The organism is Hymenobacter segetis (genome assembly GCF_038448715.1).
GTDB lineage: Bacteria > Bacteroidota > Bacteroidia > Cytophagales > Hymenobacteraceae > Hymenobacter > Hymenobacter segetis.
Genome location: NZ_JBCEVZ010000046.1, coordinates 23,223 through 38,439, shown reverse-complemented (window position 1 = coordinate 38,439; position 15,217 = coordinate 23,223). Strand labels below are relative to the sequence as shown.

General features: G+C 60.4%; 13 protein-coding genes. 12 read left to right on the top strand and 1 reads right to left on the bottom strand.

Annotated elements, in window-relative coordinates; all coding sequences use genetic code 11:
- The 6 genes from AAFH49_RS16370 to trmB all read left to right on the top strand — a co-directional run.
- Nucleotides 1-1,180: HU domain-containing protein (locus AAFH49_RS16370; RefSeq protein WP_342299857.1), on the top strand; the 1,180-nt coding region annotated here is incomplete at its 5' end.
- Nucleotides 1,181-1,188: 8 nt separating this feature from the next.
- The gene (locus AAFH49_RS16365; protein WP_342299855.1) at nucleotides 1,189-1,887 is read left to right on the top strand and encodes a MotA/TolQ/ExbB proton channel family protein; all 699 of its coding nucleotides are present in this window, start codon (nucleotides 1,189-1,191) and stop codon (nucleotides 1,885-1,887) included.
- A gap of 115 nt (nucleotides 1,888-2,002) precedes the next feature.
- Entirely contained in the window at nucleotides 2,003-2,422 is a 420-nt protein-coding gene (locus tag AAFH49_RS16360; protein ID WP_342299853.1) for an ExbD/TolR family protein, read from the top strand.
- A gap of 33 nt (nucleotides 2,423-2,455) precedes the next feature.
- Nucleotides 2,456-3,340: a hypothetical protein gene (locus AAFH49_RS16355; protein WP_342299851.1), complete on the top strand. Its 885-nt coding sequence runs from the start codon at nucleotides 2,456-2,458 to the stop codon at nucleotides 3,338-3,340.
- 114 nt (nucleotides 3,341-3,454) lie between these two features.
- On the top strand, nucleotides 3,455-4,768 hold the full coding sequence (locus AAFH49_RS16350) for a bifunctional folylpolyglutamate synthase/dihydrofolate synthase (protein ID WP_342299849.1): 1,314 nt from the start codon (nucleotides 3,455-3,457) through the stop codon (nucleotides 4,766-4,768).
- A gap of 42 nt (nucleotides 4,769-4,810) precedes the next feature.
- Entirely contained in the window at nucleotides 4,811-5,476 is a 666-nt protein-coding gene (gene trmB, locus AAFH49_RS16345) for a tRNA (guanosine(46)-N7)-methyltransferase TrmB (protein WP_342299847.1), read from the top strand.
- 91 nt (nucleotides 5,477-5,567) lie between these two features.
- Here the strand turns inward: trmB and AAFH49_RS16340 are convergent, their stop codons facing one another.
- Nucleotides 5,568-6,164 carry a hypothetical protein gene (locus AAFH49_RS16340; RefSeq protein WP_342299845.1) on the bottom strand — a complete coding sequence of 199 codons (597 nt, stop codon included), beginning with the start codon at nucleotides 6,162-6,164 and terminating at the stop codon, nucleotides 5,568-5,570.
- Nucleotides 6,165-6,307: 143 nt separating this feature from the next.
- Between AAFH49_RS16340 and rpe the strand changes: the two genes are divergently transcribed.
- The 6 genes from rpe to hisH all read left to right on the top strand — a co-directional run bounded on the left by rpe (nucleotide 6,308) and on the right by hisH (nucleotide 15,211).
- Nucleotides 6,308-7,021 carry a ribulose-phosphate 3-epimerase gene (rpe, locus tag AAFH49_RS16335; protein WP_342299844.1) on the top strand — a complete coding sequence of 238 codons (714 nt, stop codon included), beginning with the start codon at nucleotides 6,308-6,310 and terminating at the stop codon, nucleotides 7,019-7,021.
- A gap of 72 nt (nucleotides 7,022-7,093) precedes the next feature.
- Nucleotides 7,094-9,664 carry a TonB-dependent receptor gene (locus AAFH49_RS16330; protein WP_342299842.1) on the top strand — a complete coding sequence of 857 codons (2,571 nt, stop codon included), beginning with the start codon at nucleotides 7,094-7,096 and terminating at the stop codon, nucleotides 9,662-9,664.
- Nucleotides 9,665-10,110: 446 nt separating this feature from the next.
- Entirely contained in the window at nucleotides 10,111-10,962 is an 852-nt protein-coding gene (hisG, locus tag AAFH49_RS16325) for an ATP phosphoribosyltransferase (protein WP_342299840.1), read from the top strand.
- An 11-nt stretch (nucleotides 10,963-10,973) separates the two neighbouring features.
- A complete protein-coding gene (gene hisD, locus AAFH49_RS16320) occupies nucleotides 10,974-13,379 on the top strand; it encodes a histidinol dehydrogenase (RefSeq protein WP_342299838.1) in 2,406 nt (801 codons plus the stop codon).
- Nucleotides 13,380-13,429: 50 nt separating this feature from the next.
- Nucleotides 13,430-14,536: a bifunctional histidinol-phosphatase/imidazoleglycerol-phosphate dehydratase HisB gene (gene hisB / locus AAFH49_RS16315; protein WP_342299836.1), complete on the top strand. Its 1,107-nt coding sequence runs from the start codon at nucleotides 13,430-13,432 to the stop codon at nucleotides 14,534-14,536.
- A gap of 87 nt (nucleotides 14,537-14,623) precedes the next feature.
- Nucleotides 14,624-15,211: an imidazole glycerol phosphate synthase subunit HisH gene (gene hisH / locus AAFH49_RS16310; protein WP_342299834.1), complete on the top strand. Its 588-nt coding sequence runs from the start codon at nucleotides 14,624-14,626 to the stop codon at nucleotides 15,209-15,211.
- The last annotated feature ends 6 nt before the right edge of the window (nucleotides 15,212-15,217 follow it).

Genomic DNA, 15,217 nt, shown 5'->3' with positions numbered 1-15,217 from the left:
GATTATTCCGGACTTCGGGGGATTGGTGGCCGATGTGTCGTCGGCTCGCGCGCAACCCGGCCGCCAAGCCCTGAGTCCGCCCACCAAACTGGTGGCCTTTAACCAAGCCCTGACCCGCAACGACGGCCTGCTCGTCGATGCCCTGAGCCAGCACCTGGGTCTCTCTATTGCGCAAGCCCGTGAAGCCGTGCGCACCGCCGTGGCCGGCCTCCAGCAGGAGCTCGACGAAACCAACCGGACCGAGTTGCCTGGCATTGGTATTTTCCGCCGTGCCGCCGGCCGGGGTCTCGCATTCGAATATACCGGCACCGATAATTTACTGGCCGCCGCTTTTGGCTTGCCGGAGCTGGCCGCCCGCCCCGTGCGCGTGGCCGATGCACGCGTCAAAAGCGCGCAGCCCATCCTGCGCAGCGGTGGAGCCCGTCGTTCCACCCTGGCGCGGCTGCTGCCGGCCAGCATCATTGCCGTGGCCGCAAGCCTGTTGCTGCTGGCCAACTATCAGGTCGCGCTGAAAACCGGCTACCTGCCCGTGAGCTGGCAGGCTGCCATGCCGCAGTGGGAGTGGGCGCAGCGCCAATCCGGCAATATCACTCCAGTTATCACCGAGCCCCAGCAGGCCACGCTGAGCCAGCAGGATTACAGCACCACCGCCAACAGCAGCACCAGCCCCGCGGAAGGCATGACGCCGGTAGAAAATACCACCGCGCAGCCAGTGCCGGAAATGGTAAGCGACAGCATCGCCCCGGCCAGCCTGCCACTTAAAAAGGAAACCCCGAAAGCCGTAACCACCGCTGCACCCGCAGTAACTGAAGCAGCTCCGGCCGCACCCAAAGAAATTGTCAATTCGGCTCCTGCGGTTGCCGCCGCCGCACCGGTAGCGCCGGCCGTGGCCCCTGTTCGGGCCAAAGCCCCGGCCGCCACAGCCAGCGCCGTTACAATTAAAAGCCGCACGGGTCGTTTCTACGTCATCGCTGGGGCTTACCGCAGCTTGGCCGGTGCCGAGCAGGGGCGCAAGCTGCTGGCCAAAAGTGGCCACGCCTCGCACATCATTCTGCCGCCCTTTGGCAGCCGGCTGTTCCGCCTCACTGCCGCTGACTACCCCGACATGGCCTCTGCCCAGCGCGAAGCCCAGCGCCTGCGCGTGAGCACGCACTGTGACTACAATACCTTGAAATTTTAACCGTCCGCATGTCCGTATTCCTCCTGCAAGTGGTTCCTGCCGCTGCCGATACTGTTAATACTGCCGCCGCTGCTGCTGCTCCAATTGCCGATACCAGTGTCCCCGTCATCGACCTGCTGCTACGCGGTGGACTGATAATGATTCCGCTGGTAGCCCTTTCGCTTCTCTCGGTTTACATTATTATTGAACGTTATTTCACCATCCGCCGGGCCGCCGGCAACCCCGATGCTTTCATGGCCGGCATCCGTTCGCTTATGGTGAAGGGCGACTTGGCCGGGGCCAAGCTCTATTGTGCGCAGAATTCCTCGCCACTGGCCCGCATGGTAGAGAAAGGCTTGCGCCGCATCGGCCTGCCGCTGAAGGAAATCGAAACCAGCGTGGAAAACGTGGGCAAAATTGAAATCGCCCGCCTCGAAAAAAACATCAGCATCCTGGGCATTATCGCCGGCATCGCGCCGATGATTGGCTTCGTGGGTACCATCATCGGGGTAATCAAGATTTTCTATTCCATTGCCGCTACCAAGGAGTTTGGTATCCCCCAGGTGGCTGATGGCCTGTACGTCAAGCTCGTGACTTCAGCTACCGGCCTCATCGTTGGCATCATTGCCCACGTTGGCTACCACTGGCTGAGCATTCTGGTTGAGCGCATGGTGTTCCGTATGGAAAACTCGGCCATTGAGTTCATGGACATTCTGCAGGACAACTAATTGAGTTAAGAGTTAGGAGTTAAGTGTTAAGGGTTGGCGTCGCCTGAGTCTTCGGATTCGCTTCGTTAACTCTTAACGCTTAACTCCTAACTCTTAACTCATAACTCAAATAGTTATGAATCTTTCCCGCCGTCACCGTCTCACGTCGCACGTCGAAACCGGGGCCATGAATGACATCATGTTCTTCCTGATGTTGTTCTTTCTGATTGCCTCAACGCTGGTTAACCCCAACGTAATTAAGCTGTTGCTGCCGAATGCTAAATCCAGCAAGCAGGTGATGAAGCAGCCCATCACCATTTCGGTGGATGCGGCCGGGCAGTATTTTGTGAACAAAAAGCCCGTCGCGCCCGGCAATGTGGAGCCCGAGCTGGTGGCTTTGGTCGGCAATGCCCCAACCACCGAGCAGCCTACCGTCGTGCTGCGCGTCGATGCCTCATTGAACGTTCAGAAGCTGGTTGACATTTTAGAGATTGGCAACCGGCTCAAGCTGAAAATGGTGATGGCCACCCAGGCCCAGCAGGCGGCCGGTAAATAATCCGTTTTTAGCTGGTAAAGCGCACACTGCATCATGGCTATCGACTATCAAGAACCGCACCGCCGCGAAGGCCTGATTGGCACCCTGGTAGTACATGGGGTGCTGTTGCTGCTGTTCATTTTCTCCGTTTTCAAAGGCCCGAACCCGCCACTGGCCCCCTTGGGGGGCGGCGATGGCGTGGAACTGAACTACGGCCTCGACGAGGCGGGCTCGGGCAATGTGCAGAGCATGGCTACGGCCAATAACTCGCCCACCCGCGAAGACAGCCGCCCGCCCCAGGCCAGCCCCGACCCGCAGCCACGCCCCGTAGCTGTGGCCACGCCCGACCCCACGCCGCCCTCGCAGGAGAAGATAATCACCAGCGAGGCTGAAGAAAGCCCCGTATCGGCCGCACCGGTTGAAACGCCCGCGCCACCCAAAGAGGAAGTAAAAGCTGCCCCGAAAGTGCCTCGCAAAGTAGCCGTGACCTTCGCTCCCAAAGGCAGCGCTACCGGCGGCGGCAATGGCGTAAATGGCACCAGCAATGCCCCCACGGGCAACAATAACGGCGACCATCCGGGCACCGTGGGCGACCAGGGCGACCCGAATGGTACGCTCGATGCTACCGCGCTTTACGGGGCTCCCGGCCGGGGTGGTAGTGGCAGCAGCCCGGGCAGCGGCGGCCTCGAAATGAGCGGCTGGCGCTTCGAGAGCAAGCCGGTCGTTGAATCGGTGGATGACAACTCGGGCGTCATTCGCTTCAAAATCAAGATTACGGCGGATGGCGAAGTGGAGTCAGTGACCAAGGTGTCGGGCAACGTATCGCCCGCGCAGGAAAAGCTGTGCCGCGACAAACTTCTCGATACCAATTTTATCAAAACCAATTCGGCCCCCGGGGGCGCAACGGGTTTTTATACGTTTAAATTTTCGGTTAAATAGCCTTTCTGAAAGCCGATACAAGCCCCGTCGTCTGTTAGCAGACGGCGGGGCTTTTTTGTGGGCATAAGCCCGGAATGCCGTTAATTTGTGCTTTCTCCTCGTTTTCACTACCCTGTGACTTATCAAGAAACCCTTACTTATCTCTACGAGCAACTGCCCATGTTTCAGCGGGTGGGCGCGGCTGGCTTCAAAAAAGGCCTCGGCAATACCCTGGCCTTAGCTGAAGCGCTGGGGCATCCGGAGCGGAAGTTCCGGAGTGTGCACGTGGCCGGCACTAATGGCAAAGGCAGCAGTTCGCACCTGCTGGCGGCGGTGCTTCAGGCCGCCGGCTATAAGGTGGGCCTGTACACTTCGCCCCACCTGCGCGAGTTCACGGAGCGGATTCGGGTGAATGGGCAGGAGCTGACTCCAGCGTATCTGGTGGAGTGGGTGGCCCGCTGGCGGCCACTATTCGAAGAAATCAAGCCGTCGTTCTTCGAGATGTGCGTGGCGCTGGCGTTCGACTACTTCGCGCAGCAGCGAGTAGACATTGCCATTGTGGAAGTTGGCCTGGGCGGGCGGTTCGATTCGACGAACATCATCACGCCGCTGGTGTCGCTCATCACCAACATCAGCTTCGACCACCAGGCGCTGCTGGGCAATACACTGCCCGAAATTGCGGGCGAGAAAGCCGGCATCGTAAAGCCCGGCGTGCCGGTAGTGGTAAGCCAGACCCAGCCCGAAGTAGCGCAGGTATTCCGGAACGAAGCCGCCGCGAAGCTCGCGCACCTCGTTTTTGCCGACCAAATATATCAGGCAACGTTTGCTGCCGAGCCTTCGCTTGAAACTGGCCTGCGCCCATTGAAAATCAGCCAGCATGGCCGCCCTTACCTGCCCGATGCCGAACTGGGTCTGCCCGGCGACTACCAGCAGTTCAACCTACCCGGCGTGCTGGCCACTCTGGATGAGCTACGGGCCTTGGGATTCCGCATCACGGAAGCGGCCGTGCGCACCGGCCTGCGCCAGGTAACGGCGCTTACGGGTTTGCGCGGGCGCTGGAGCATCATCGGTCGCCAGCCATTGGTGGTTTGTGATACGGGGCATAACGCAGCCGGCTTGAAAGCAGTAGTCACTCAATTACAACGGCTTCCGCATGAGCGTTTACATTTGGTAATCGGCACGGTGAACGATAAGGACGTGGCTTCCATGCTGGCTTTATTGCCAAAGGAGGGTATTTATTATTTCTGCGCGGCTACTATTCCCCGGGCCTTGCCTGCTGGCGAGTTGGCTGAGCAAGGAGCATTGCTAGGCCTGCATGGGCAGGCCTACGGCTCGGTAGCGGCGGCGGTAGCGGCAGCCCGAGCCGCCGCCGGCCCGGCCGATGTAGTTTTCATTGGCGGCAGCACCTTCGTGGTAGCCGAGGTGGAGGAACTATACGCCACCGCCTAATCGGTCTGCTTTACCTTTGTACCACAACACATACCTACTGATTTGCCCCGAGTTAAGCTTCAGCGTTTTACCGATAACGCCTCCCGTCCCGACATCATTGAGCCGGGTAAGCCCGAATACGAACAGCTGGGTGGCCGCTGGCGTACCGATTTCTTCCGCGAGCCCCATTCGCTGACCCTGGAAGTGGGCTGTGGAAAGGGCGAATATACCGTAGGCCTGGCCCAGCGCCATCCCAGCCGCAATTTTCTGGGACTCGACATCAAAGGCGAGCGCATCTGGCGGGGCAGCACCCGCGCCGCCGAAATGGGCCTGACCAACGTCGGCTTTGTGCGGATGCGGGCTGAGGCTTTGGCCGCGCAGTTCGGCCCCGGCGAACTGGATGAAATCTGGATAACCTTTCCCGACCCGCGGCCCCGCGACCGCGATATCAAGCGCCGGCTGACTTCGCCACGCTTCTTGGGGCTCTATGAACAATTGTTAACCTCGGGCGGCCTGCTGCACTTGAAGACTGATAATGAGGGTCTTTTTGAATACACGCTCGAAACATTGGCGGCCCGTCCCGGCACTACCGTTGAGCGGTTTACGTGGGATTTGTACGCGGAAACGGCTCCGGAATTCACCGAAGCGCAGGCTATTCAGACCAATTTTGAAGGAAAGTACCGTGCCATTGGGGTGCCCATCAAATACGTGCAGTTTCGGCTGACATAAACTAGCCCGGCTTAGCGTCAAACGAAACGCCCCCGCAGAAACCATTATGGAATGGTACTGCGGGGGCGTTTCGCTTAGAAACGGGGCCAATTTATTCAGTTTCCAGTGCCTCAAATACGGCCTCCAACTGGTCGAAATCGCGCAGCCCGGGCTTCACTTCGTCGCCCGAGGGGAACACGAGGCCGGCTAATGGGAGGGAAGTGGCTAGGGCGCGGGCGCGGTCTGGTTGCAGACCTGGGCCGAGCCACAGCGGATTTTGTGAGCTGAGATGTTGCAGCGCGGCGAGTGTTTCCGGCGTTTCGGCCGCGGGTAATTCCAGTAAAAAACCAACGGGCGAAGCGGGCAGGGGCTTAGCCAAGGCCGTAGAATTTGCTGCTAATTCTATATACACCGGCGGAGCGATTTCGGCTAATTCCTCGTCGGTTCGTGGGGTACGTAGCAGCACGGCATCCAGGCTGCATTCGGCGGATATTGCGTTAATTTCATGGGCGCTGAGATGGTCGAACTCACCTATCAGTTCAACTCCGGCAATCCAGCCGGCCAGCTCTTTTACGCTCTTGGTGTCGAGGTGCCCGGGCAGGCTGGGGTCGAGAATAAAGGTCAGTTTATCGGCACCCATGCCGGCGCAGTAGCGGGCATCGGAAAGGTTGTTGATGCCGCGAATAAGGAGGGGGACGAGGTGAGGCACGGAGAAACGAGGAGGTGAAAAGAAGCCACCCGGCAAGCACTGCGCGGGGAACGGAAGCAGGCGTGGTGGCCCGCCACAAAAGTAGCGCCGAAGTGGGCGCCTGCCCGTATTTAAGGAGCGCACGGTTGTGTATCTTCGTGCCCATGAATGCATCCCGCCGCACGCCCTTGCTGGCTCCATCGTTTCTGGCCGCCGACCTGGCCAACCTGCAAGCCGAAACCGAGCGTCTCGCGACCAGTGCCGCCGACTGGCTGCACTTTGATGTGATGGACGGCCGGTTTGTGCCCAATATTTCGTTTGGTCTGCCCGTGCTGCAAGCCGTGGCCCGCTACGCTAAACAACCAATTGACGTGCACCTCATGATTGAGGAGCCGCATCACTATCTGGCCGCTTTCCGCGACGCGGGGGCCAGCAGCATCACGGTGCATTACGAAGCCTGCCTGCACCTGCACCGCGTGGTGCAGCAAATCAAGCAGCTGGGCTGCCGGGCCGGCGTAGCTCTGAACCCGGCCACGCCGGTGTCATTGCTCGAAGACATTGCCGCCGACCTCGACGTGGTGCTGGTGATGTCGGTGAACCCGGGCTTCGGCGGGCAGGCCTTCATACCGAATACGCTGAAAAAAGTGGCCATGCTGAAAGAGCTGCTGCTTGATACCGGCTCGGATGCGCTGATTGAAGTGGATGGCGGCGTGAACATGGACAACGCCGGCCCGCTGGTGGAAGCCGGGGCTGATGTGCTGGTGGCAGGCAATTTCGTGTTCAGCGCGCCCGAGGGGCCGGTGGCCACGCTGGCCAGGCTGCGCGACCACCTGACCGGCCTGGAAATGGACGCGGTAGCCGCCGGCCGCCGGCAATAGTTGGGCGACCTGCTCGTTTTAGCCCCGTGAAACAACCCTCTACGCCGCCCAACCCAAACCACGTTGCCGTCAGTGCCAGTTATTAGGAAAGTTGAGTGCCGCCTGGCGTTGCTGGGCAGCCTGGCCCTGGGGCCGTTGTTGGTAACTACGGTTCAGGCGCAGGTCACCAGTCCGGAACAAACCACGCCGGGCACGCTGGTGACCCTCACGGGCACGCTGCGCGATGCCAGCGGGCAGCCGCTGGAGCTGGCGGCGGTGGGAGTGGAGGGCCAGCCCGGCGGCACCAATACCAATGCCGATGGCACGTTTTCGCTGCCCGTCCGGGTGCCGGCGGCGGGCCAGAATGTGGTGCTGGTGGTGCGCCGCCTGGGCTTTATCACGCTGCGGCAGCCGCTCCGGCTGCCTGCTGATGCTGACAAGCCCTTTCGCTTGACCATGCGCCTTGATACCAAGGCGTTGAGTAACGTGCGCGTGACCGGCCGTTCCAACCAAGCCGATACCCGTGAGCAGGTCAGCATCACGCGCATCGACCCGCGCTCGGCTAAGGAGCTCCCTTCGCCGTTTGGCGATTTCAACGCCATTCTGAAGACGCTGCCCGGCGTGGTGTCGAATAATGAGTTGAGCAGCACCTACAATGTGCGCGGCGGCAACTACGATGAGAACCTGGTGTACGTCAATGGTTTCGAGATTTACCGGCCGTTTCTCGTTACCTCAGCCCAGCAGGAAGGACTGAGCTTCATCAACCCCGATTTGGTGAAGCAGGTAGAGTTCAGCAGCGGCGGCTGGCAGCCGAAGTATGGCGACAAGCTGGCCTCGGTGCTGAGCGTGGATTACAAGACGCCGGAGAAGTTTGCGGCCTCGCTTACGGCCAGCTTGGTGGGCGGCGCGGCCCACGCCGAAGCCCGCTCGGCCAATGGCCGCGTCAGCTACCTGGCCGGGGTGCGCTACAAAAATGCGCAGTACGTGCTGAGTTCGCTGAAACAAGCGCAGGGCGGCTACAACCCGACTTTCTACGACGCGCAAGCCTTCGTGAACATCGGCCTGGGCAAGAAGGATGACATGCAGCGCACCACGCTGGGCCTGCTCGGCGTGGTGGCCCACAACGACTACCGTTTCTCGCCCGAAACTGGCCAAGCCACGTTCTCGACCGGGACCAACCAGTTCACCCGCGTGTTCATCGCTTACGATGGCCGCGAGCGGATGCAGTTCGATACCTACCAAACCGGCCTGAACCTGAAGCACGACTTCTCCTCGAAGCTGCAAATGGAGCTTCTGGGCTCGGCCCTGGTTTCGCGCGAGTTTGAGTACCGCGACGTGGAAGCGGCTTACACCTTCGCCGAAATCAACCGCGACCCTAATTCGCCCGATTTCAACCAAGCCGTGCGCCAACGCGACATCGGCTCACAGTTCAAGCACTCGCGCAACAATCTCACAGCTCGGATTTTCACGGCCGAAACCCGGGGCCGCTGGACGCCCGCCGCCAACCACACCGTGCGCTGGGGCGCTAAAATCGGCCGCGAAAAAATTACTGACAAGCTCGACGAGTATAGCTTCGCCGACTCAGCCGATTTCGTGCCCGATGCCCGCCGCACCCGTCTGATATCGGACTTGAGCCTGGAAAGCACCCGCACCCAGGGCTTCGTGCAGGACACCTGGAACCTCGATTCGCTGACCACGCTCACCTACGGGGCGCGGGCGCACTATTGGACTACCAACGGCCAGTTGGTTATCAGCCCCCGGGTGCAGTTCTCGCAAATCAGCCGCTCACACCCCAACCGCTCGTTCAAGGCGGCGGTGGGCGTGTACTACCAGCCGCCGTTCTACCGCGAGCTGCGCAACCAGGCCGGCGACCGCACCGACCCCACCCAGCCCCTCATCCAAACCGCTAACCTGAACGTGGAGCTGCGCGCCCAGAAATCCTACCATTTCATCGTGGGCAAGGAAATCAGCTTCCAGCAGTACGGCCGGCCGTTCAAGTTCTCGGCCGAAGCCTACTATAAGTACCTCACCGACGTGGTACCCTACGACGTGGACAACGTGCGTCTGCGCTACTTTGCTAAGAACAATGCCCGCGCCTACGCCGCCGGCTTCGATTCCCGCATCAGCGGCGAATTTGTGAAGGGGGCCGAATCTTGGTTCAGCCTCGGCGTACTCACGACCCGCGAAAATGTGGATGGCGACTCGATGAACGTAGTCGATGCCAATGGCAAGGTGACCGGCCGTGAGCCCAAGGGCTACATCCGCCGTCCGCAGGACCAGCGTCTGAACGTGGGCATTTTCTTTCAGGACCACCTCCCGAATAATCCATCGGTGCGCGGCTATGTCAACTTTGTATTCGGCACCGGCCTGCCGTTCAGCCCGCCCAACCTGCCCGACCGGCGCGGTACCGCCGACCTCACCCGCAGCTACAACCGTGTCGATTTGGGCTTCTCCAAAGTAGTTGGCCTGAAAAATAACAACGCGCCCAAAGCCCATTTCTACAGCTTCGAAAGCCTCTGGCTGGGCCTGGAAATACTCAACGTATTTGGCGCTAACAACGTGGCCGGCTATAGCTATTTGCAGGACGTGAATGGGGTGACGTATTCCGTGCCTAACTACCTCTCGCAGCGCATAATTAATCTGCGGATGATTGCGCGCTTTTAGCGCCGTTTCAGGTGTAGCGTGGACTTTGTAGTCCGCAGCCCTGAGTCAGGCAGGCCGGACCACAGGAGTGAGGGCGCGGACGACAAAGTCCACGCTACACCTGAAACCTTTACCCGGACTTGCCCGTTTGGCTTTCCGAATTACCTTTGCAGCCGCAATGACCGCCTTCGCCTTTTCGTTTTCACTGGTTTCGCTTCCCGCTTCGGCTGGCAGCTGCGCCGTTGTGGGCCACGGTCATCATCACCACCATCTGTGGGAGGCCGGGTTGTGTGCCGGGTGCTAGCTTAGCACCGGTTGCCCGAGTCTCCACCGCCGCGTTCGGGGTGCGTGCCCCGGGCTTCACCATTTCACTTTGCGGGAAATTCAGCCATACGCCGTCTAAATTGCGTTAGGGCTATATCCAATGTGTGCCCCATCGGGGCCGCGCCCGCTAGTTACCCCATTTCATGCTCCGTTTAGCTATTCAAAAGTCCGGCCGTCTGAGCGAGGACTCTCTTGCCCTTATCCGCGAGTGCGGCATCAATTTCCTGAGCACGTCCTACAAGCTCAAAACGGAAGCCACCAATTTCCCGCTCGAAATCCTGTTTCTGCGCGACGATGACATCCCCGGTTACGTGAAGGACGGCGTGGCCGACCTCGGCATCGTGGGCCAGAACGTGCTAGTGGAAGCCGGCTATCCCAACCTCGAAGTCGAAACCCTTGGTTTCAGCAAGTGCCGCCTGAGCCTGGCCGTGCCCCGCGCCGATGCTTATCCGTCCATCGAAGCGCTGCAGGGCAAGAACATCGCTACCTCGTACCCCAATATCCTCGGCCGCTACCTGGCCGAGCACGGCGTGCAGGCCAACCTGCACACCATTAGCGGCTCGGTTGAAATCGCGCCCAGCATTGGCCTAGCTGAGGCTATTTGCGACATCGTGAGCAGCGGCTCGACCTTGCTCGGCAACGGCCTGCGCGAAGTTGAAACCGTCTTCCGTTCCGAGGCCGTGCTCATTGCCCAGCCCAACCTCACCGCCGAGCAAAAGGACCTGCTGGAGCAACTCCAGTTCCGGATGCAGGCCGTGCGTCGTGCTAAGCGCAGCAAATACATTCTGTTGAATGCTCCCGTGTCGGCCCTGGAGGAAGTGCGCCGCCTGCTGCCGGGCATCAAGTCGCCCACCGTCACGCCGCTGGCCGAGGCCGGCTGGGTTTCGGTGCAGTCGGTGGTGCAGGAGGATGAGTTCTGGCACATCACCAGCCAGCTTAAAGCCGTGGGTGCGGAGGGCATTCTCGTGCTGCCCATCGAAAAGATGATTGCCTAGCCCGGTTCGCCATGCAGCTCTATTCCTATCCCGACCCCAGCACTTGGCCCGCGCTCCAGCAGCGCCCTGCCGCCGCCGAAGCGCCCCAGGTAGCCGCCCGCGTCCGGGCCATCTTTGAGCAGGTTCGCGCCGGTGGCGATGCCGCGCTGTTGACGTTAGCCGCCGAATTAGATAAAGCCACGCTGGCCAGCCTGCTGATTTCCGAAGCTGAATTTGCCGCAGCTGCCACCCTGGTTCCGGCCGATTTACAGGCCGCCATCCGCCAGGCCAAAACCAACATTGAAGCCTTCCACGCCGCCCAGCGTGAGCCCGAATTGCGGGTTGAAACCATGCCGGGCGTGGTGTGCTCGCGCCGGGCGGTGCCGGTGCAACGCGTAGGTTTATACGTGCCCGGCGGCTCAGCCCCTTTGTTCAGCACGCTGCTGATGCTGGGCGTGCCGGCCCGGCTGGCCGGCTGCCCGGAGGTAGTGGTGTGCACCCCGCCGCAAGCCGACGGCTCGGTGAGCCCGGTCATCCTATTCGTAGCGCAGCTGTTGGGAATCGATAAAGTAGTGAAAGCCGGCGGGGCGCAAGCCGTGGCGGCGCTGGCGCTGGGCACGGCCACCGTGCCCGCCGTGGATAAAATCTTCGGTCCCGGCAACCGTTACGTCACCGCCGCCAAGCAACTGGCCGCCGCCGAATTCGGAGTGGCCATCGATATGCCCGCCGGCCCTTCGGAGGTGTTAATCATTGCCGATGCCAGTGCCAACCCAGCTTTTGTCGCTGCCGATTTATTGTCGCAGGCCGAGCACGGCCCCGATTCGCAAGTGGTGGTGCTGAGTGATTCCAGCGCGGTACTAGAGCAGGTGCAGGCCGAAGTAGCCCGCCAGCTGGCCCTGCTGCCCCGGCGCGACGTGGCCGCGCAGGCGCTGGAAAGCAGCCGCGCCATTCTGCTGCCGGATGCTAACAGCATGCTGGAGTTCTCCAACCAGTACGCCCCGGAACACCTCATCCTGGCCACCGACAACGCGGATGCTCTCGCCGCCCAGGTCACCAATGCCGGCTCCGTATTCTTGGGCCACCTCACACCGGAAGCTGTGGGTGACTACGCCTCCGGCACCAACCACACGCTGCCCACCAGTGGCTATGCCCGCCAGTATAGCGGCGTGTCGCTCGATTCATTCGTCAAAAAAATCACCTTCCAGCGCCTGTCGGCTCAGGGCCTACAAGTCATCGGCCCGGTAGTGGAAACCATGGCCGAAGCCGAAGGCCTGGCCGCGCACGCCCGCGCCGTCACCCTGCGACTGGCTGCGCTGAATTCTAGTGCTTCCCCGGCTGCTGCCGTTACGCTGGCGAATCCCTACGCCGGCCTCATCCGCCCCAGCGTGGAGCGGATGCAGCCATATTCCTCGGCCCGCGACGAATTTGAGGGCATGGCCCCGGTCATGCTCGATGCCAATGAGAACAGCCTGGGTTCCGTCGGCCCGGATGATTTCAGCCGCTACCCCGACCCGCACCAGCGTGCCATCAAGGCCGATTTGGCCCGCCTCAAAGGCGTAGCGCCGAACCAGATTTTCCTTGGCAACGGTTCCGACGAGGCCATCGACCTGCTCGTGCGCCTCACCTGCACGCCGGGCCAGGACAGCATCGTAATCTGCCCGCCCACCTACGGCATGTACGAGGTGGCCGCCAATCTCAACGATGTGCGCGTGGAACGTCTGCCGCTGAACGCCGATTTCCAGCTGCCCCCCGATGCCGCCGAAAAACTAGCCGCTTCCAACGCCAAGTTGGTTTTCCTGTGCTCGCCGAATAACCCTACCGGCAATCTGCTGGCGCAGGAGGCCATCGAAACCATCCTGCGCAACTTCCGGGGCCTGGTCGTCGTCGATGAAGCCTACGCCGACTTTGCCGATGCGCCCAGTTGGATTACGCGCCTGGCCGAATTCCCGCGCCTGGTAGTAATGCAGACTTTCTCCAAAGCCTGGGGCCTGGCCGGCTTGCGGCTGGGTGTGGCGTATGCATCGGCTCAGCTCATTGCTTACCTCGACAAAATCAAGCCGCCGTATAATATCTCGGCCGCTACCCAGCAGCATGCGCTGGCCGCCCTGGCTGCCGCGCCACAGTTGCCCGAAATGCGCGCAGAATTGCTGGACGGCCGTCGTTGGCTCGTTGAAAAGCTGGCGCAGTTGGCCATCGTGGAGCATATTTTTCCCTCCGATGCAAACTTTCTGTTGGTGCGCTTCACCGTCGATGCTACTGGCGTGTATGACCAGCTCCGCAGTCGGGGCATTGTTGTGCGCAACCGCACCACCCAGCCCGGCTGCGCCGGCTGCCTTCGCCTCACGGTTGGTACTGCGGAAGAAAACGTACAGCTTGTGCAGGCCCTTACTGAAATCGGGGCCGAACAATCTTCGGTTGCCGCGTCCCACATCCAATAAATTACCGGGCCAGTCCCTGTTTTCTCGTACCTCGTTAAATCCCTATTGAGTTGAAAAAGGCGCTTTTCATCGACCGCGACGGCACCATTCTCGTGGAGCCGCAGCCCAGCCAGCAAATCGACGGCCTCACGCCCGATAAGTTCCAGTTCCTACCCGGAGCCATCAGCGCACTGGCCCGCATTGCCCGCGATTTGCCCGAGTACGAACTGGTCTTGGTTTCCAACCAGGACGGGCTGGGCACGGCCAGCTTCCCCGAGGACACCTTCTGGCCGGCCCATCAGCTAATGCGCGATATTCTCGCCAACGAAGGCGTCCATTTCGCCGCTGAGCACGTCGACCGCAGCTTCCCACACGAAGGCCTGCCCACCCGCAAGCCCGGCACGGGCTTACTCCGTCAGTACCTCGACCCCGCCAACGAGTATGACCTGCGCAACTCCTACGTAATCGGCGACCGCCTCACCGATGTCCAGCTCGCGGAAAATCTCGGCAGCCAATCCATTCTGATAGGAGAGGAGCCCGACCCGCGCGCCGCACTCACTACCACCAGCTGGGATGCCATCTACCATTTTCTGCGCTACCCGGCCCGTGTAGCCGTCATCGAGCGCAACACCAACGAAACCCAGATTGCCATCCGCTTAAACCTGGACGGCACCGGCCAAACCGATATTCATACGGGCTTGGGTTTCTTCGACCACATGCTGGAGCAGTTGGGGCGTCACAGTGGAATCGACTTACACATTAGTGTAAAAGGCGATTTGCACATTGATGAACATCACACCGTGGAAGATACGGCCCTAGCTCTCGGTACCGCCTTCTCCCAGGCCTTGGGCGACAAGCGCGGCCTAGCCCGTTACGGTTTCCTGCTGCCCATGGACGAAGCCCTGGCCCAGGCGGCCATCGATTTTTCCGGCCGGCCCTGGTTAGTGTGGGATGCCGAATTCAAGCGTGAGCGGGTAGGGGACTTGCCTACTGAGCTGTTCTTCCACTTCTTTAAGTCCTTTACCGACAATGCGCGGGCAACGCTCAATATTTCCTGCCGAGGCGATAACGAACACCATAAGATTGAAGCCATTTTCAAAGCTGTGGCCAAGGCCATCAAAATGGCTTTGCAACGCGACGAATCAGCGGCTATTCCCAGTACAAAAGGGATTTTGTAATTAGCCGGCAGAAAAGTTTAAGCAATGATTTTATATCCAAATGGTTAATATTTGATATTACCCATTTGGGTTAATTTAGTTCGTGTTATGGAAATTGCAGTGGTAGACTATAAAGGTGGGAATGTGCAATCGGTCCTCTTCGCCCTGGAGCGACTAGGTGCCCAGGCTACCCTGACTGCCGACCCCGAAGTATTGCGACGCGCCGACAAAGTGCTTTTTCCGGGTGAAGGCGAAGCATCATCCGCCATGCAAGCCCTGCGCGAATCAGGACTGGACCTGGTTTTGCCCACTCTGACCCAACCGTTTCTGGGCATTTGCCTGGGAATGCAGCTGCTCGGCACGCACAGTGACGAGAACGATACGCCCATGCTCGGGCTGCTACCTTTTAAGGTCCAGCGCTTCGTTCCTGATGCTGCCCATAAAGTTCCCCACATGGGTTGGAATAACCTCCAGGCCTTGCGCGGGCCCTTGCTGGCAGGCCTTACCGAAGCCGACCACGTCTACTTCGTGCATAGCTATTACGCTGCCGTGGGGCCCTATACTATTGCCCAGGCTGCGCATCCCGGCCCATTTAGCGCGGCGGTGCAGCACGAAAACTTCTACGGCGTGCAGTTTCACACGGAGAAAAGCGGGCCGGTGGGCACACGCATTCTGGCCAATTTCCTGGCGCTATAGTCGTCG